The organism is Pseudomonas lurida, from assembly GCF_013522705.1.
In the GTDB taxonomy this organism is placed as follows: Bacteria; Pseudomonadota; Gammaproteobacteria; order Pseudomonadales; family Pseudomonadaceae; genus Aquipseudomonas; species Aquipseudomonas quebecensis.
On sequence record NZ_JAAMRE010000004.1, the window covers coordinates 113,780 to 130,709 of the forward strand.

Below are 16,930 nucleotides of genomic sequence, written 5' to 3' on the forward strand. Positions count from 1 at the left end.
CCCCCTTATCCGAGCATTCAGAAGGGATGCAATGACGCGCCAGGCGTGGCAGTCTGGGCGACGTTTTCCATGACTTCTGGAGATTGACCGTGCCAACCGCATCCGCAGTAATAGAAATCCCGGTATCGGCCGATCAGGTCTGGCAATTGGTCGGCGGCTTCAACAGCCTGCCGGACTGGTTGCCGCTGATTGCCAAGAGCGAGCCCGGCGAAGGTGGCCGCCTGCGCCATCTGACAACCGCCGACGGTGGCGTGATCGTCGAGCGGTTGCAGACGTTCGATAACGTTTCGCGTGCCTACAGCTACACCATCGAGCAATCGCCGTTTCCGGTGAGCGCTTACCTGGCGACGTTGCAGGTGGAAGCCTTGACTGACGCGTCGACGAAGGTGACGTGGTCGGGCGTGTTCACACCGGCGGCGGGCACCACGGACGAGGCGGTGGAGGAGCTGTTCGCCGGTGTCTACAAGGGTGGGGTCGAAGCGCTGCGCGCCAACTTCAAGGCCTGAGTCGCAGCAGGCCCCACTCGCTCATTCGGGCATCAGTTGCTGGCGACACTCCAGGATCAGCCGCGCGCCGCCCCGGGCGCTGCTGCCTACCTCCAGCTTGAAGCCATGCAGGTTGATGATCGCCGCGACAATCGACAACCCCAGCCCGAACCCACCGGGCTGGTCGCTTTCGTCCACGCGGTAAAAACGCTGGAACACTGCGGCACGCTCGGCCGCCGGTATGCCTGGCCCCGAGTCGTGCACTTCGATACGGGTGCTGCCCGCGTCGTTGAGCCCGCGCAAAATGACTTCGCCGCCCGGCGGGGTGAACTTGATCGAATTGCTCAATAAGTTCGCCACGGCTTCAAACAGCAGCGCGCGGTCGCCGGTGATCCACGGCAGGGAGGGTGGCATGTCGAGCACCAGTTGCAGTTCGCCTTCCTCGGCCAGCGGCAGATAGAAATCGTGCAATTCCCTCAGCAGCGGCAGCGGGTCCATCACCAGGAAGCCTGAACGGCGCTGGTGGTCTTCCAGTTCCGAAATACGCAACAGCCCGCGAAAACGCGCCATCAGGGTGTCGGTTTCGGCAATCGCGTCATCCAGTTTTACCGCGTAGCCCGAGTCCTGCTCGGCCTCCTGCCGGATGCGATACAACTGCGCGCGCAGGCGCGTCAGTGGGGTGCGCAGATCATGGGCAATGTTGTCGCACACGCCCTTGACCTCGTTCATCAACTTTTCGATGCGGTCGAGCATGGCGTTGACGATGGCCGCGAGCATGTCCAATTCGTCGCGTCGGTTGGACAGCGGCAGGCGATGGGTGAGGTCGCCGGCGACGATAGCTTCGGCGCTGGCCTGGATCCCGCGAATGCGTCGCAGCGGACGACGGCGCAGCAAGTGCCAGCCCGCGACACCGGGAATGATGGTCAGCGAGAGTGCCCAGAGCAGCGCATGCCAGATGATTCGCGTCACGCCGAACAGCGAACCGTTGGCGCGCACCAGTACCAGCCAGCGGCCATCGCCGGTGTGGGTGGCGACGGCATCGCAGCTGTCCTTGGGCAATTTGGGATCGTCGGAGTCCACGCAATTGGTCAGGGCGTGGATCTTGCCGTCCAGAGGCAGGTCCGGCGGAATTGCGCGGATCGGTCCGTTCAACGGGCGGAACTGTTCGTCGAACAGGCCGTAGGCGTCAACGCCCTTCATATCGAAGGTCATGCTGGTGGTCAGCGCCTCCACCAGTTCCTCACCGTCGAAACGTTGAAAGAGGTGCTGGCGCTGCAACAGCGAGTGGCGCGACAAATCCCCCAGGTAACCCGACACTTCGAAGTACAGCACCCCCATCAGGATGCAGCTCCAGGCCACGAACAGCGAGCTGTACAGTGCCAGCAGGCGGCTGCTGGATGAGCGCCAGCCCTTAGAGGGGTTCAGCAATGACATAACCGGAACCTCGTACCGTGCGGATCAGCGGTGTGAGGCCCGGTGGGTCGATTTTCTTGCGCAGGCGTCCGATGTGCACATCGATCAGGTTGGTGCCGGGGTCGAAGTGATAGCCCCAGACTTCCTCGAAGATCATCATCCGCGACAGGATCTGCCCGGTGTTGCGCATCAAAAATTCCAGCAGTTTGTATTCGGTGGGCAGCAGGGTGAGCGGCTGATCGGCGCGAGTGGCTTCGCGGCTGATCAGGTTCAACTCCAGGTCGGCCACGCGCAAGGCGGTCTCGAATTCCTTGACCGTACTTTTGCGGCGCAGCAGCACTTCTACACGTGCGGCCATTTCATCGGAAGCGAACGGCTTGGTCAGGTAGTCATCGCCACCGGCGCGCAGGCCGCGCACGCGTTCATCGACGTCGGAGAGGGCGCTGATCATCAGGATCGGCGTCGATACTCCAATGGTGCGCAGGGTGGTGACGATGGCCAGGCCATCCAGTTCCGGCAGCATGCGGTCCAGGGTGATCAGGTCGTAATCACCACTCACGGCGCGGACCAGGCCTTCGCGGCCGTTGTCCACCCAATCAACCTCCAGTCCATGGCTACTCAGCTCGGCGACAATCTCGCGGGCCGTTACGGCGTCATCCTCGATGGTCAAAATGCGGGTCATAGGCATACCTGGCGAGCGATTCACACTAGAAGAGGTGCATTTTGCCAACAATTGGCTGAACGCTTCCTAAATAAAACTTCATGGAGGCAAATCCGACACCCCCCTCCCATATTGGAATGCAATACGCCCGCTCTGATTGCCAGGTTCTTGCAAGTTGCATGGTCTTAGGAAGTTCAACTTATCTAACATATTGAAAATAAAGGTTTTTTATTTTTATGCCGACTGGCACGCTGCCTGCACTGTCCCTTTTGAGACTTGTAACACTATTTTTCCTGCCGGGAGCAAAACAACAATGATCACACCTTCAACCACGCTGCAAGAATCGAGCGCGCGCTCCGGGGTTTCCTGGGGGGCGATTTTTGCCGGGGCCGCTGCGGCGGCCGCACTCTCGCTGATCCTGGTGCTGCTGGGCTTTGGCCTGGGCTTTTCGGCCGTGTCGCCGTGGGCCAACAGTGGTGTGAGCGCCAAAGGGCTGGGTATATCCACGATTGTCTGGCTGGCATTTACCCAGATCGTCGCCGCCGGCTTGGGCGGTTACATTGCCGGCCGTCTGCGCGTGAAGTGGGCCAATATGCATGGCGATGAAGTGTATTTCCGCGACACCGCCCATGGCTTCCTGGCCTGGGCCGTGGCCACGTTGATCACCGCGACCCTGGTGGTCAGTTCGGTCAGCAGTGTGGTCGGTGGCGGCGTGCAGGCCAGCGCCAGTGTCGCCTCGGGTGCGGTGCAAGCCGCCGGCAGCACAGCACAGAGCGTCAAGGGTGATGACTTCGGTTATTACGTCGACAGCCTGTTCCGCGATGACCGCCCAGCCGCAGTCAGCGATGACGCCGCCCATGCCGTGGTTGCGCGCATTTTTGCCCGCACCCTGAGCAATGACGGTCAACTGGCTGCTGAAGACCGTACCTACCTGGCCCAGTTGATCAGCCAGCGCACCAACCTCAGCCAGGCCGACGCCGAAGCGCGCATCGACAAGGTCTACGGCGATGCCCGTAAAGCCGTCGAGGACGCCAAGCTCAAAGCCAAACAAGCCGCTGACACCGCCGCCAAAGTCGCTGCCTGGACCGCGCTGTGGATGTTTGTCGCGCTGCTGATCGGCGCCTTCTTTGCCAGCTTCGCTGCGACCTTCGGCGGTCGTCGTCGGGATGCCGTGGTGTATGTCGAAACCGAACATTACGTCCGTTAATTCAAGGAGAAAACAATGCGCTCATTACTGCTGTGGTTCCTCGGCGTGCCTATCCCGGTCATCATTCTGATCGCGATCTTCATGCACTAAACCCGAGTACTGCTCGGAACCTCGTGGGAGGGCGCTTGCGCCCTCCCACTTTGCTTTGGGTGGAGCGTCAGCCAGGTCGCCACCAGCAAGGTGCTGGCCACACCCGTCATGATCAGCAACGGCTGCGATGTGCCGTCCGATAACACACCGGTGACCCAACTGCTCACCGCAGTGAGGAACATCTGGATGAAGAAGAACAGCCCCGAGGCCGTGCCGGCAATTGCGCCATAAGGTTGCAACACCGACAACTGGCACGCCGGAATCACCATCCCCACCGACACCATGATCACCACCATCGGCAGTACGATCGCCAGCCATTGCTGCGCCCAGGCGGCCGTGCCCGCAGCGAGCAGAAGGCTGCCGACCACGTTCAGTGCGATGGCTGCGCTGATCAATCGATCCGCTTCAAAGCGCAGCACCAGCCGACGAAACAGATTCGCCCCCAGCATATAGCCGCTGATGGTTGCCGCGAACACCAGCGCGTAAGCCGTGGCGGACAAGCCAAAGCCCCGTTGCAGCAGCGCCGATGACTCACTGATAAAGGGAAAATAGGTGCTGTATACGCAGCCGATGGCCAGCGCGTAGCGCAGGAAGTAGCGGTCGCCCAGCAACCGCCCATACAGGTGCAACAGATTGCCCGGCGCTGTCGCCGCCACTTGCGTCGGGCGGGTTTCCGGCAGGCGCCGATGGACCACCCCATACAACACCACGCCAATCGCGCCCAACAGCAGAAACAAGCCCCGCCATCCAATCATTGGCAGCAACAGGCTGCCCAAGACTGGCGCGGCCATGGGCGATACCGCCATCGCCATGGAGATTAATCCCAGCAGGCGTGCCTGTTCGTCGCGCTCGAAGTGATCGCGCACGATCACCCGCCCGATCACCGTGGTGCAGCAGCCGCCCAGGGCTTGGAACAGTCGCGCGATAATCAGCACGCCGAGGCTGTCGGCCAAGGCGCAGGCCAAGGTGGCCAGCCCATACAGCGCCAATCCCGCCAGTAACACCGGGCGACGGCCGAAGCGGTCAGTCAGCGGGCCGCTGATCAGCAGCGAAATCGCCGAGCCGAGGGTATACAGCGTGAGGGTCAATTGCAGCTGACTGTCGCTGGCCTGGAAGTAGTCGGCCATGGCCGGCAGTGCCGGCAGGTGCATGTCCAGTGCGACGAGCGGCAGTCCGATCAATACGGTCAGCAGCACCAGCCAGGATCCCAGGGAAAGGGCACGTTGAGTCATGGGCAAGCTCTTGGCAAGAAGTGGAACCGGCACTCTAGCGGCTTTGTGGTTTAATCCTGTGAGCCACTTATGCCGAAAACGAATGGACCACTATGAGCCGAGGTAAAACTGCATCCGCCCTTGACCTGCCGCGCCCCGACACGCTGGATGCGGGCAAACAGCAGGGCGCGTACGAGGCATTGCGCGGCGCGATTCTCAACCGGCAATTGCCGGGAGGCAGCCGTTTGCCGTCCACGCGCAGCCTGGCCGAACGTTGGCAGGTGTCGCGCGGCACGTTGGAAACGGCTTACGAGCGCTTGCAGGAAGAGGGGTATGTGCAACGCATTGCGGGCTCCGGCACGCGCGTCTGCGCGGTCATCCCCGAACACTTTATCGCGGCGCCGAACGCACGCCAGACGCCGCGTCGCCCGGTCGAGCCGGACCGCCCGTACGCGGGTGTGCAAAGCCATGTGCCTTTTGTCGCACGGCGCCCGGACGCCGGTCTGTTCGACCTCAAGACCTGGGCCCGCTGCCTGTCCCGTGGGCTGCTCGCGGCAGGGCCAGGCGCGCTGGAGGCATCCCATCCGGCGGGCGTGCCGGAACTGCGCGCCCGGATCGCCGACTACCTGCGCCGATATCGCGGCCTGCAGTGCGAGGCGGATGAAGTGGTTGTTACCACCGGCATTCGGCATGCCCTCGATTTGATTGCGCGCACCCTGCTCAAGCCCGGCGACACGGCCTGTCTCGAAGACCCTGGCTACCCACCGGCACGACGCTTGTTCGAACTGTGCGGCGCTCAGGTGCAGGCGGTGCCGGTCGGCGCGGACGGGCTCGACACCTCCCGGCTCCCCGATGCGGCCCGCCTGGTCTACGTGACCCCGGCGCACCAGGCACCGCTGGGCATGACCCTGTCGGTATCGCGCCGCCTGGCTTTGCTGGACTGGGCCGCACGCGCGCAGGCATGGGTGGTGGAGGATGACTACGACAGCGAATATAACTACCAGAGCGCGCCGCTGGCCGCCCTGAAAGCCCTGGACGCCGATGACCGGGTGATCTACTGCGGCAGCTTCAACAAGAACCTGTTTCCCGGTCTGCGAGTGGGCTTTATGGTGGTGCCCAAGACGCTGCGCCGGGCGTTGCTGCGCACCCTGCACCTCACCGGGCATTCGGTCGGCGCCAGTGATCAATTGGGCTTGGTGGAGTTACTTGGCAGCGGGGCGTTTGTGCGTCATTTACGCGCTTCACGCCAGGCGTATCTGGCCCGTCGCGATGCGCTGCTCGAATGCCTCGGCGGGCATGCCGTCGTGAGTGGCCAGCAGGCCGGGCTGCATTTTGTGCTGTGGCTGCCGGCAGGGGTTAAAGAAGCGGACTTCTGCGCCCGGGCGGCATCTGCCGGGCTGACGTTGCAGCCGCTGGGCGCGTTCTGCCATGAGGCGAGGTTGCCGCCAGCGGTGATCATTGGCTACACCGCGCTGACCTTGGCGCAGATCCGTTACCACGGCCGGGCACTGGCGGCGTTGTTTCAGTGAGCAGTGACAGGTCGTGGGGTCAATCCTCGAACCCGACCTGCTCGTGAATCTCATCCACTTTCAATTCCAGGCGATACGCCACCGCAATAAACAATGCCTGGCACAGGCACAGCGTGGCGCTCAATGAGCGGAACGCAAACGAAGACCCCTCGTTCACCAGCAGCACCGCGTTGGCCCGCTTGGCCAGGGGCGACAGGTTGCTGTCGGTGATGATCAGGGTCTTGGCCTGATGGTGCTGGGCGATGCGCAGGCAGTGCTGGGTCTCTTTGCCGTAGGGCGTAAAGCTGATGGCGATCACCAGGTCATTGGCGCGCACGCTGCGCATCTGCTCGCGGTAGCTGCCGCCCAGGCCGGAGATCAGGTGGATGCGCTTGTTGGTGTGCTGCAGGTTGTAGACCAGGTAGTCGGCCACGGCAAAGGAGCGGCGCACGCCGACCACGTAGATGTTGTCGGCATTGACCACCAGGTCCACGGCTTTTTCGAACATGGCGTCATCGAGCTCCAGCCCCAGGCGCTCGATGCCGGAGAGGGTGGCGTTGACGCACTCACGTGCCAGGTCGCCACCACTGGCCTTCTGCGATTTGTTCGCGATCATGCTACGGATGCGCTGTTGGTAGTTCTGCACCGGGGTGGTCTTGTGGGTGTAGGCCTCGCGGAACAGCGCCTGCATCTCACTGAACCCGCTGAACCCGAAACGCTGGGAGAAACGCACGATGGCCGAGGGGTGCACTTCGCATTCGCGGGCGATGTCGCTGATGCGGTCGACCATGATGCGGTCGCTCTGCTGGCTCATGTAGCTGGCGATGCGTTTGAGTTGGCGCGGCAGGCTTTCGTATTCGTCGGTAATCAGCTGCAGCAGGCGTTCGGCATTGATCGGAGGGCTGGCGATCGTGTCTTCCAGGGTGGTCTCGGGATCGGTGCGGGACATGGGCAATCCTTCTGGCGTGTTCGTCTGGTGCGCTGATGGGTGGCGCCAGTCTACAGGGTAGGCGCAAAAAAATACCCCGGCATCACGGCCGGCGGGGCTGGCTGAAACGATGCACGGCGGCTGGCGTGCCATTATGCCGGCTTATTGGAAAAAATATTCCACTAAAAATAATTATGGAATAAATATTGATTGGTGCCGCCGAACGTTCTAGTCTGCTCCACCAAGAGCGTTTGCCGTCGCCACGGCGGCACAACGCAGGCTGATAAAAATAATAGGAGCCAGCATGGGCCAGACTCGTTTTGCCAGTGGGCGTCAATTGGATCTGATTTGCCTCGGGCGCCTGGGCGTCGACCTCTATGCACAGCAAGTCGGTGCTCGGCTTGAGGACGTGTCCAGCTTCGCCAAGTACCTCGGCGGTTCCTCCGCCAATATCGCTTTCGGCACCGCGCGGCTGGGGCTCAAGTCGGCAATGCTCAGCCGCGTGGGCGACGACCATATGGGGCGTTTTCTGGTGGAGTCCCTGGCCCGTGAGGGCTGTGACGTCAGTGCGATCAAGGTCGACCCGGAACGCCTCACCGCGCTGGTGCTGCTCGGCCTCAAGGACCGCGAAACCTTCCCGTTGGTGTTCTACCGCGAGAACTGTGCCGACATGGCCCTGCGCGCCGAAGACATCAGCGAAGCGTTTATCGCTTCCAGCAAGGCGCTGTTGATCACCGGCACGCATTTCTCCACCGACGGCGTGTACAAGGCCAGCATCCAGGCCTTGGACTACGCGGCCAAACATAACGTCCAGCGCGTACTCGACATCGACTATCGGCCGGTGCTGTGGGGGCTGGCGGGCAAGGCCGATGGCGAAACCCGGTTTGTCGCCGACCAGAAGGTGAGCCAGCACGTGCAAAGCATCCTGCCGCGCTTCGACCTGATCGTCGGCACCGAAGAAGAGTTTTTGATCGCCGGCGGCAGTGCGGATTTGCTCACGGCCCTGCGCACGGTGCGCGGGCTGACGCCGGCGACACTGGTGGTCAAGCTCGGCCCGCAAGGGTGCACGGTGATCCACGGCGCGATCCCGGCACGCTTGGAAGACGGTGCGATCTACCCCGGCGTACGGGTAGAAGTGCTCAACGTACTGGGGGCCGGCGATGCTTTTATGTCGGGCTTTCTCAGCGGTTGGCTGAATGACGCCAGCGACGAGCGTTGCAGCCAGTTGGCCAATGCCTGCGGCGGTCTGGTGGTGTCGCGCCATGCCTGTGCGCCGGCCATGCCCACGCCTGCCGAGTTGGATTACCTGTTCAGCAGCCCGGTGCCGATCACCCGGCCCGATCAGGACATGACCCTGCAGCGCCTGCACCGCGTGACCGTGCCGCGTAAGGCGTGGAAGCAGCTGTTTATCTTCGCCTTCGACCATCGCTGGCAGTTGGTGGACCTGGCCCAGCGCGGCGGCCAGGCCCCGGCGCGCATCAGCGACATCAAGCAGTTGTTTATCCAGGCCGTCGAGCGCGTGGAACGCAAGCTCGCCGAGCAAGGCGTGGAGGCCGATGTGGGCCTGCTCGCCGACCAGCGCTTCGGCCAGGACGCACTCAATGCGGCCAGCGGGCGCGGCTGGTGGATCGCGCGCCCGGTGGAAGTGCAGAACTCGCGGCCGCTGACCTTCGAGCATGGACGGTCCATCGGCAGCAACCTGATCGCCTGGCCCCAGGAGCAGATCATCAAGTGCCTGGTGCAATACCATCCCGACGATGAACCCATGCTGCGCCTGGAGCAGGAAGCCCAACTCAAGGCGGTGTACGACGCGTCCCTGGTCAGCGGCCACGAGCTGCTGCTGGAAGTCATCCCGCCCAAGGAACACCCATCGACCTACCCGGATGTGCTCTACCGTAGCCTTAAGCGCCTGTACAACCTGGGCATCTACCCGGCGTGGTGGAAGATCGAGGCACAGTCGGCCGAAGACTGGAAGAAACTCGACGAGCTGATCCAGGCGCGCGACCCGTACTGCCGTGGCGTGGTGCTGCTGGGCTTGAATGCCTCGGCGGAATGTTTGGCCAGCGGGTTCCAGCAGGCCAGTCAGAGCACGACGTGCCGAGGATTTGCAGTGGGCCGCACGATCTTCCAGGAACCGAGCCGGTTGTGGATGGCGGGGGAGATCGATGATGAGACCCTGATTCAGCAAGTGCAGGCGACCTTCGAACAACTGATCAATGCCTGGCGCAGCGCGCGAACCTGACCACCGCTTTGAATGTGCGCTGCAATTCCAATGTGGGAGGGGGCCAGCTCCCTCCCACAAAAAGCAGAACTCAGTGATACCCGAAAATAATAAAGGTGCAGCCATGCCCGCAATCCGAATTGGCATCAACCCGATCTCCTGGAGCAACGACGACCTGCCGGCCCTGGGCGGTGAAACGCCGCTGAGCACCGCGCTGAGCGAAGGCAAGGACATCGGCTACGAAGGCTTCGAACTCAACGGCAAGTTCCCCAAGGACGCCAAAGGCGTCGGCGATGTGCTGCGGCCCTATGACCTGGCGCTGGTGTCGGGTTGGTATTCCAGCCGCCTGGCCCGGCGCTCGGTGGCCGAGGAAATCGAGGCCATCGCCGGCCATGTCGAGCTGCTCAAACAAAACGGCGCCAAGGTGCTGGTGTACGGCGAGGTGGCCGATTCAATCCAGGGCTCGCGCATTCGTCTGATCGAACGCCCGCGATTCCACAGCGAGCAGGCGTGGCAGGAGTACGCCGACAAACTTACCGAACTGGCGCGCTTCACCCTGTCCCAGGGCGTGCGCCTGGCGTACCACCACCATATGGGCGCTTATGTCGAATCCCCTGAAGACATCGATCAACTGATGCAGCGCACCGGCCCGGAGGTCGGTCTGCTGTTCGACTCCGGCCACTGCTATATGGGCGGTGGCGAACCTATCGAAGTGCTGCGCAAACACATCGCGCGGATTTGCCATGTGCATTTCAAAGATGTGCGCAAGCCGGTGGTGCAGCTGGCGCGCAACCAGATGTGGAGCTTCCCCGACTGCATCGTCAACGGCACGTTCACCGTGCCCGGCGATGGCGATATCGACTTTGCCGAACTGCTGGATGCATTGATGGCCGCGAAATATGAGGGCTGGCTGGTGGTTGAGGCCGAGCAGGACCCAGCCGTGGCGCCCAGCTATATCTATGCGAAAAAGGGCTACGACACCTTGCGTGCGCTGCTCGACGAGAGGACTTGAGTGATGAGCTTGTTGGTCAAAAGCAGCAAACGCGGACACACCATGGTTGCCCTGGAAGCAGGGCGGCTGGAGTACGTAGGCTTCTCTGCCTACCGCCTGAGCCTGGGCGAAACCCTGCCGGTCAGCGCCGCTGATAAAGAGCTGTGCCTGGTGCTGCTCAGTGGCCGGGTGAATATTGAAGGCGAAGGCTTCAACTGGCAGAACCTCGGTGATCGCCAGTCGGTGTTTGAGGAAAAATCGCCGTTCGCCGCGTACCTTCCACCGGGCACCGACGCCCAGGTCACGGCCTTGAGCGATGTGCAGATCGCCGTGTGCGCCGCACCCGGCGCGCCAGGCTATGAACCGCGCCTGATCCGTCCCGAAGACTGCAAGCGCAGCGTGCGCGGTAAAGGCGCCAACACCCGCTATGTGTGCGACATCCTGCCCGACAGCGCACCGGCCCATTCGCTGCTGGTGGTGGAAGTGCGCACGCCGTCGGGGCATTCGTCGAGCTACCCGCCGCACAAGCACGACACCGACGACCTGCCGCACCAGAGCTTCCTGGAAGAAACCTACTACCACCAGATCAACCCGCCCCAAGGCTTTGTGTTCCAGCGGGTGTACACCGACGATCGCAGCATCGACCAGGCCATGGCCGTGGAACACAGCGACCTGGTGGTGGTGCCCAAGGGGTATCACCCGGTCAGCGTGCCCTATGGCTACGAGTCGTATTACCTGAACGTAATGGCGGGCCCCAAGCGCGCCTGGCATTTCCATAACGACCCGCAGCACAGCTGGCTGCTGGATCTTTAGACGGGTTGGCGCGAGCGAGCGCGTGCCACATTGGATACCGACGGATTTGCATTCCTACAAGGTGCGAACATGACCACAACAAGATTGACCATGGCCCAGGCCCTGGTGAAGTTTTTGGATAACCAGTACATCGAAGTCGACGGCGTGCAGAGCAAGTTCGTCGCCGGCGTGTTCACGATTTTCGGCCACGGCAATGTGCTCGGCCTGGGGCAGGCGCTGGAGCAGGACAGCGGTGATTTGGTGGTGCATCAGGGCCGTAACGAGCAGGGCATGGCCCATGCCGCCATCGGTTTTGCCAAGCAGCACCTGCGCCGCAAAATCTACGCGTGCACCGCATCGGTCGGGCCCGGCGCGGCGAACATGCTCACCGCTGCGGCGACTGCCACGGCCAACCGTATTCCGTTGCTGCTGTTGCCGGGCGATGTGTACGCCAGTCGCCAGCCCGACCCGGTGCTGCAACAGATCGAGCAGTTCCACGACCTGAGCATCAGCACCAACGATGCGTTCCGCTCCGTGAGCAAGTACTGGGATCGCATCAACCGCCCCGAGCAATTGATGACGGCGGCAATTCATGCCATGCGCGTGCTCACCGACCCCGCCGAAACCGGCGCGGTGACCCTGGCGCTGCCCCAGGATGTGCAGGCCGAGGCCTGGGATTATCCCGACTACTTCCTGCAAAAGCGCGTGCACCGTATCGACCGCCGTCCGGCCACCGCCGCGATGATCGGCGATGCGTTGGAGGTTATGCGGGGCAAGCGCAAACCGCTGATCATCTGCGGCGGCGGGGTCAAGTACGCCGGCGCGAATGCCGCGCTGCAAGCCTTTGCCGAGCGCTTCGACATTCCCTTCGCCGAGACCCAGGCGGGCAAGAGCGCAATCGTGTCCGGGCACCGGCTTAACGTCGGTGGCATCGGCGAAACCGGTTGCCTGGCGGCCAACCTGCTGGCGCCTGAAGCGGACCTGATCATCGGTATCGGCACCCGCTACACCGACTTCACCACCTCGTCCAAATCGCTGTTCAAGCATGCCGAGGTGCAATTTCTGAACCTGAATATCAGCCCCTGCGATGCGTTGAAACTCGACGGCGTGCAAGTTGTGGCCGACGCCAAGGTCGCCCTCGAGGCGCTGGCCGATGCCCTCGGTGACTACCGCGCAGGTTGGGGCGAGCAGATTGCCGCCGCCAAGGCGCAACTGGACGCCGAAGTCGAGCGCGTGCATCAGGTGGAGTACCACGGCGATGGCTTTGTGCCCGAGGTCGATGACCGTCTGGACCGCGCCGTACTGCGCGAATTTATCGAGCTGACCGGCTCCTGCCTGACCCAGAGCCGTGTGCTCGGCGTGCTCAATGCAAGCCTGGCCGACGACGCGATCATCGTCGCCGCCGCCGGCAGCCTGCCTGGCGATCTGCAGCGCGCCTGGCGCAGCAAGGGCGTGAATACCTACCACGTTGAATACGGCTACTCATGCATGGGCTATGAGATCAACGCCGCCCTCGGGGTGAAGCTCGCCGAGCCGAGCAAGGAGGTCTACGCATTGGTCGGCGATGGCTCCTACATGATGCTGCATTCCGAGCTGGCCACCTCGATTCAGGAGCGGCGCAAGATCAACGTGGTGTTGCTGGACAACATGGCCTTCGGTTGCATCAACAATCTGCAGATCGGCAACGGCATGGACAGCTTCGGCACCGAGTTCCGCTACCGCAACCCCGAGAGCGGCAAGCTTGACGGCAGCCTGGTACCGGTGGATTTCGCCATGAGCGCGGCGGCCTATGGCTGCAAGACCTACAAGGTCAGCACTGTGGAGCAGCTTGAAGCGGCCCTGGCCGATGCGCGCACGCAAGCCGTCTCGACCCTGATCGATATCAAGGTACTGCCCAAGACCATGGTTCACGGCTACCTGTCCTGGTGGCGGGTGGGAGTGGCGCAGGTGTCCACCAGCGAACGCACGAACGCGGCAGCGAAGAAACTCAACGAGCACCTGGCCAAGGCCCGGCAGTACTAATAACAAGAGGAGTGTGTGTATGTCTTTGAAGCTAGGTGTTATCGGGACCGGCGCCATCGGCCGCGACCATATCCGTCGTTGCAGCCAGACCTTGCTCAATAGCCAGGTGGTGGCGGTGACCGACATCAATCTGGACCAGGCCGCCAAGGTAGTTGCCGACTTGCAGTTGGCCGCCGAGGTGTACCCCGACGGCCATGCGCTGATCAACTCGGCCCAGGTCGAAGCGATCCTGGTGACCTCCTGGGGGCCGAGTCACGAAGAATTCGTGCTCGCGGCGATTGCCGCCGGCAAACCGGTGTTCTGCGAAAAGCCGCTGGCGGTGACCGCCGAAGGCTGCCGCAAGATCGTCGAAGCCGAAGTGGCCCATGGCAAGCGCCTGGTGCAGGTGGGCTTTATGCGCCCGTACGACGAGGGCTATCGCGCCCTTAAAGCCGTGATCGACAGCGGCCGGATCGGCGAACCCCTGATGCTGCACTGTGCACACCGCAATCCCAGGGTGGGTGAAAACTACAAGACCGACATGGCGATCACCGACACCTTGATCCACGAGCTGGATGTACTGCGCTGGTTGCTCGACGACGACTACGTGTCGGTGCAGGTGGTGTTCCCACGCAAGACCAGCAAGGCCCTGGCTCACCTGCGTGACCCGCAGATCGTGCTGCTGGAAACCGCCAAGGGCACGCGTATCGACGTGGAAGTGTTCGTGAACTGCCAGTACGGCTACGACATCCAGTGCGAAGTGGTGGGGGAGACCGGTATCGCCAAATTGCCGGAGCCGTCCCAGGTGCAGCTGCGCAGTGAGGCCAAGCTGTCGAATGCGATCCTGATGGATTGGAAGGATCGCTTTATCGGCGCCTATGACGTGGAGTTGCAAGCGTTCATCGATAGCGTGCGCGCCGGCAAGGTGGGCGGGCCGTCGGCGTGGGATGGCTTTGCCGCCGCGGTGGCGGCGGATGCGTGCATCGAGGCGCAGGGCAGTGGGCAGATCGTCAAGGTCAGCCTGCCGGAACGCCCACGCTTCTACGGCTGAACTTCTGGAGGCACGCTGAAAAAAATGGATTGGGTTTTCACTTCAAGTAAGGAGTGTCGATATGCGAATCGGACTAGTCGGCTATGGCCATGGAGGGCGCTTCTTTCATGCGCCGCTGATTGCCACCCTGCCGGGTGCCACGTTTGTCGGCGTGGTGACCCGTTCGGCCGAACGCCGCCAGCAATTGAGCATGGATCTTCCAGGGGTGAAGGCCTTTGACAGCATCGGCCAGATCGTCGAAGCCGGTGTCGATGCGCTGGTGATTTCCACCACGCTGAAAGGTCGCCCGGCACTGGTGCTGGAAGCCATCGAACACGGGGTGGCGGTGGTCAGCGACAAACCCTTTGCGGCCAACGCCGAACAGGCCCAGGCGTTGATTACGGCGGCTGAACGCCAGGGCACGTTGCTCAGCGTCTACCAGAACCGACGCTGGGACTCGGACTATCTGACCCTGCGCAAACTGATCGACGCCGGCGCCCTGGGCCGCATCACCCGGTTTGAATCCCGTGTGGAACGCTACAGCCCGCAGGCGCTGGGCAATGCCAGTGGAGGCGGCTGGCTGCGTGACCTCGGCAGCCACCTGGTGGACCAGGCCCTGCAACTATTCGGTGCGGTGGACCGAGTATTTGCGCAACTGCACTACAGCACCGAGCATCCTACGGTCGATCATGGCTTCTTCGTTTCCCTGACTCACGCCAACGGCGTGATTTCCCATCTGTGGGGCAACGCCCTGCAGAACAGCCCGGCGCCGCGGTTTCGGGTGAGCGGCACGTTGGGTTGCTACACCGTCGAGGGGCTGGACGGTCAGGAAGAAGCGCTGATGGCCGGCAAAACGCCGAAAACCGAAGGCGAGCATTGGGGCGCCGAGGAACACCGGCGCTGGGGCTGGTTCGAGCAAGGGCCGGAACGTGAGCGCGTGCCATCGGAAAAAGGCTGTTGGACTCAGTTCTATCGCCAGTTTCAAGCGGCGGTACAAGGGCAAGGGCCGCTGCCCGTGGACGTTTATGACGCGCTGGAAACCACCCGCATATTGGACGCTGCACGCCTGAGCGCCGAGCGCCAGCAAGTGGTTTCAACAAAAATAGAATAAAATTCTAAAACAGGTTGATATGGAAATTATTTTCCAATAAAGTCTTTTCCAGGTTGCAAAAAAAGTACGTCGCGGGCTCGATCCGCACGGCTCAACAAAAACAAGATCAAAAACAACCAGGTACCGTCAGATGAAAATCTTCAACGCTGTACTGCGAGTTTTACGCCCCCTCTCTGCGCCACGCGCCCGGCCGTTCTACTTCTCCTTCCTTAATGTGCTGTGCGTCGAAAACAACGACGCGCTGGTGTGCTGCATCCCCGGCGCGCCGATCGTGCGATTGCCCGCCACGCTCTGAGAACGTCCAAACAAAACCAACAAGAAAGTGGAGACAGACCGTTCATGAAGACCCCGATCCGTTTTACCGCGCTGGCGTTGTCCTTGTTGCTGAGTAGTGTTGCCATGGCCGCCGATCTGAAGATTGGCGTGAGCATGTCCTCATTCGATGACAACTACCTGACCAATGTGCGCAAGTACATGGACCAACAAGCCAAGTCCTACCCCAAGGGAGATGGCGTACAACTGCAGTTCGAAGACGCCCGTGCCGATGTGGTCAAGCAACTGAGCCAGGTCGAGAATTTTATCGGCCAGAAAGTTGATGCGATCATCGTGAACCCGGTGGATACCGCCTCCACGGCGCGAATCAGCAAGGCCGCCATTGAGGCCGGAATTCCCTTGGTCTACGTCAACCGTCGCCCCGACCAGAAAGACTTGCCCAAAGGCGTCGCTGCCGTGACTTCCGACGATGAAGAAGCCGGCAAGCTGCAAATGCAGTACATCGCCGACAAACTGGGCGGCAAGGGCAAGATCGTCATTCTGTTGGGCGACCTGGCGAACAACTCCACTCAAAACCGCACAAAGGGCGTGAAAGAGATTCTGGCTAAATACCCAGGCATCGAAATCGAGCAGGAGCAGACGGGGACGTGGCTGCGCCAGACCGGCATGGATCTGGTGAACAACTGGCTGACCCAAGGTCGCGATTTCCAGGCGGTACTGGCCAATAACGATGAGATGGCAATCGGCGCAGCCATGGCGCTCAAGTCGGCCGGCAAGGAAAAGGGCAGTGTATTGATCGCGGGCGTCGACGGCACGCCGGACGGTTTGAATGCGATTACCAAGGGCGAAATGGCCGTGTCGGTGTTCCAGGACGCCAAGGGCCAGGCTGTCGGTTCAGTGGAAGCGGCGCGCAAGCTGGCCAGGAACGAGACGATCGAGCAGAACATTGTCATCCCGTTCAAGCTGATCACCCCGGATAACGTCAAAGACTTCAAGTAGCCCTGACAC

The 16,930-nt window shown here is 62.1% G+C and carries 15 protein-coding genes; 11 read left to right on the plus strand and 4 right to left on the minus strand.

The genetic code is table 11. From position 1 onward, the window contains the following. Window positions 1–89: 89 nt before the first annotated feature. Complete coding sequence (locus G7025_RS05170) at window positions 90–506, plus strand: SRPBCC family protein (protein WP_181077120.1); 417 nt, start codon at window positions 90–92, stop codon at window positions 504–506. A gap of 21 nt (window positions 507–527) precedes the next feature. On the opposite strand, the gene G7025_RS05175 is transcribed toward G7025_RS05170, so the two are convergent. Together G7025_RS05175 and G7025_RS05180 are read right to left on the minus strand one after the other, a co-directional pair. After that, window positions 528–1,919, minus strand: a complete 1,392-nt coding sequence (locus G7025_RS05175) for a sensor histidine kinase (RefSeq protein WP_181077122.1) — start codon at window positions 1,917–1,919, stop codon at window positions 528–530. After that, complete coding sequence (locus G7025_RS05180; RefSeq protein ID WP_181077123.1) at window positions 1,897–2,580, minus strand: response regulator transcription factor; 684 nt, start codon at window positions 2,578–2,580, stop codon at window positions 1,897–1,899. The genes G7025_RS05175 and G7025_RS05180 overlap by 23 nt, the downstream gene beginning before the upstream one ends. Before the next feature lie 292 nt (window positions 2,581–2,872). Here G7025_RS05180 and G7025_RS05185 point away from each other — a divergent pair, with 292 nt between their 5' ends. Beyond that, window positions 2,873–3,766, plus strand: coding sequence for a hypothetical protein (locus G7025_RS05185; RefSeq protein ID WP_181077125.1), 894 nt, complete (start codon window positions 2,873–2,875; stop codon window positions 3,764–3,766). A gap of 86 nt (window positions 3,767–3,852) precedes the next feature. Here the strand turns inward: G7025_RS05185 and G7025_RS05190 are convergent, their stop codons facing one another. After that, on the minus strand, window positions 3,853–5,088 hold the full coding sequence (locus G7025_RS05190) for a multidrug effflux MFS transporter (RefSeq protein ID WP_181077127.1): 1,236 nt from the start codon (window positions 5,086–5,088) through the stop codon (window positions 3,853–3,855). Between the two features lie 92 nt (window positions 5,089–5,180). On the opposite strand from G7025_RS05190, the gene pdxR reads away from it, so the two are divergent. After that, a complete protein-coding gene (gene pdxR, locus G7025_RS05195) occupies window positions 5,181–6,596 on the plus strand; it encodes a MocR-like pyridoxine biosynthesis transcription factor PdxR (RefSeq protein WP_181077129.1) in 1,416 nt (471 codons plus the stop codon). 19 nt (window positions 6,597–6,615) lie between these two features. Here pdxR and G7025_RS05200 read toward each other — a convergent pair whose 3' ends face one another. Further along, entirely contained in the window at window positions 6,616–7,524 is a 909-nt protein-coding gene (locus G7025_RS05200) for a MurR/RpiR family transcriptional regulator (protein WP_034096994.1), read from the minus strand. Between the two features lie 283 nt (window positions 7,525–7,807). Between G7025_RS05200 and G7025_RS05205 the strand changes: the two genes are divergently transcribed. From G7025_RS05205 to G7025_RS05240, 8 genes are all read left to right on the plus strand, one after another. Beyond that, entirely contained in the window at window positions 7,808–9,745 is a 1,938-nt protein-coding gene (locus G7025_RS05205; protein ID WP_181077130.1) for a bifunctional 5-dehydro-2-deoxygluconokinase/5-dehydro-2-deoxyphosphogluconate aldolase, read from the plus strand. 103 nt (window positions 9,746–9,848) lie between these two features. Continuing rightward, window positions 9,849–10,736, plus strand: coding sequence for a myo-inosose-2 dehydratase (gene iolE / locus G7025_RS05210; protein ID WP_181077132.1), 888 nt, complete (start codon window positions 9,849–9,851; stop codon window positions 10,734–10,736). A 3-nt stretch (window positions 10,737–10,739) separates the two neighbouring features. Next, complete coding sequence (iolB, locus tag G7025_RS05215) at window positions 10,740–11,528, plus strand: 5-deoxy-glucuronate isomerase (RefSeq protein ID WP_181077135.1); 789 nt, start codon at window positions 10,740–10,742, stop codon at window positions 11,526–11,528. A gap of 69 nt (window positions 11,529–11,597) precedes the next feature. Next, window positions 11,598–13,529: a 3D-(3,5/4)-trihydroxycyclohexane-1,2-dione acylhydrolase (decyclizing) gene (gene iolD / locus G7025_RS05220; protein ID WP_181077137.1), complete on the plus strand. Its 1,932-nt coding sequence runs from the start codon at window positions 11,598–11,600 to the stop codon at window positions 13,527–13,529. Window positions 13,530–13,548: 19 nt separating this feature from the next. Continuing rightward, entirely contained in the window at window positions 13,549–14,559 is a 1,011-nt protein-coding gene (locus G7025_RS05225; protein WP_181077139.1) for a Gfo/Idh/MocA family protein, read from the plus strand. Between the two features lie 61 nt (window positions 14,560–14,620). Beyond that, window positions 14,621–15,649, plus strand: a complete 1,029-nt coding sequence (locus G7025_RS05230; RefSeq protein WP_181077141.1) for a Gfo/Idh/MocA family protein — start codon at window positions 14,621–14,623, stop codon at window positions 15,647–15,649. A gap of 130 nt (window positions 15,650–15,779) precedes the next feature. Then, the gene (locus G7025_RS05235) at window positions 15,780–15,944 is read left to right on the plus strand and encodes a hypothetical protein (RefSeq protein WP_181077142.1); all 165 of its coding nucleotides are present in this window, start codon (window positions 15,780–15,782) and stop codon (window positions 15,942–15,944) included. A gap of 44 nt (window positions 15,945–15,988) precedes the next feature. After that, window positions 15,989–16,921, plus strand: a complete 933-nt coding sequence (locus tag G7025_RS05240; protein ID WP_181077144.1) for a sugar ABC transporter substrate-binding protein — start codon at window positions 15,989–15,991, stop codon at window positions 16,919–16,921. Window positions 16,922–16,930 lie beyond the last annotated feature (9 nt).

Coding starts and splice junctions, on each gene's coding strand:
- iolE (WP_181077132.1), top strand. CDS start 9,849: ATGCCCGCAATCCGAATTGGCATCAACCCGATCTCCTGGAGCAACGAC.
- G7025_RS05240 (WP_181077144.1), top strand. CDS start 15,989: ATGAAGACCCCGATCCGTTTTACCGCGCTGGCGTTGTCCTTGTTGCTG.
- iolD (WP_181077137.1), top strand. CDS start 11,598: ATGACCACAACAAGATTGACCATGGCCCAGGCCCTGGTGAAGTTTTTG.
- G7025_RS05205 (WP_181077130.1), top strand. CDS start 7,808: ATGGGCCAGACTCGTTTTGCCAGTGGGCGTCAATTGGATCTGATTTGC.
- G7025_RS05185 (WP_181077125.1), top strand. CDS start 2,873: ATGATCACACCTTCAACCACGCTGCAAGAATCGAGCGCGCGCTCCGGG.
- pdxR (WP_181077129.1), top strand. CDS start 5,181: ATGAGCCGAGGTAAAACTGCATCCGCCCTTGACCTGCCGCGCCCCGAC.
- G7025_RS05200 (WP_034096994.1), bottom strand. CDS start 7,524: ATGTCCCGCACCGATCCCGAGACCACCCTGGAAGACACGATCGCCAGC.
- G7025_RS05230 (WP_181077141.1), top strand. CDS start 14,621: ATGCGAATCGGACTAGTCGGCTATGGCCATGGAGGGCGCTTCTTTCAT.
- G7025_RS05225 (WP_181077139.1), top strand. CDS start 13,549: ATGTCTTTGAAGCTAGGTGTTATCGGGACCGGCGCCATCGGCCGCGAC.
- G7025_RS05175 (WP_181077122.1), bottom strand. CDS start 1,919: ATGTCATTGCTGAACCCCTCTAAGGGCTGGCGCTCATCCAGCAGCCGC.
- G7025_RS05190 (WP_181077127.1), bottom strand. CDS start 5,088: ATGACTCAACGTGCCCTTTCCCTGGGATCCTGGCTGGTGCTGCTGACC.
- G7025_RS05180 (WP_181077123.1), bottom strand. CDS start 2,580: ATGACCCGCATTTTGACCATCGAGGATGACGCCGTAACGGCCCGCGAG.
- G7025_RS05235 (WP_181077142.1), top strand. CDS start 15,780: ATGAAAATCTTCAACGCTGTACTGCGAGTTTTACGCCCCCTCTCTGCG.
- iolB (WP_181077135.1), top strand. CDS start 10,740: ATGAGCTTGTTGGTCAAAAGCAGCAAACGCGGACACACCATGGTTGCC.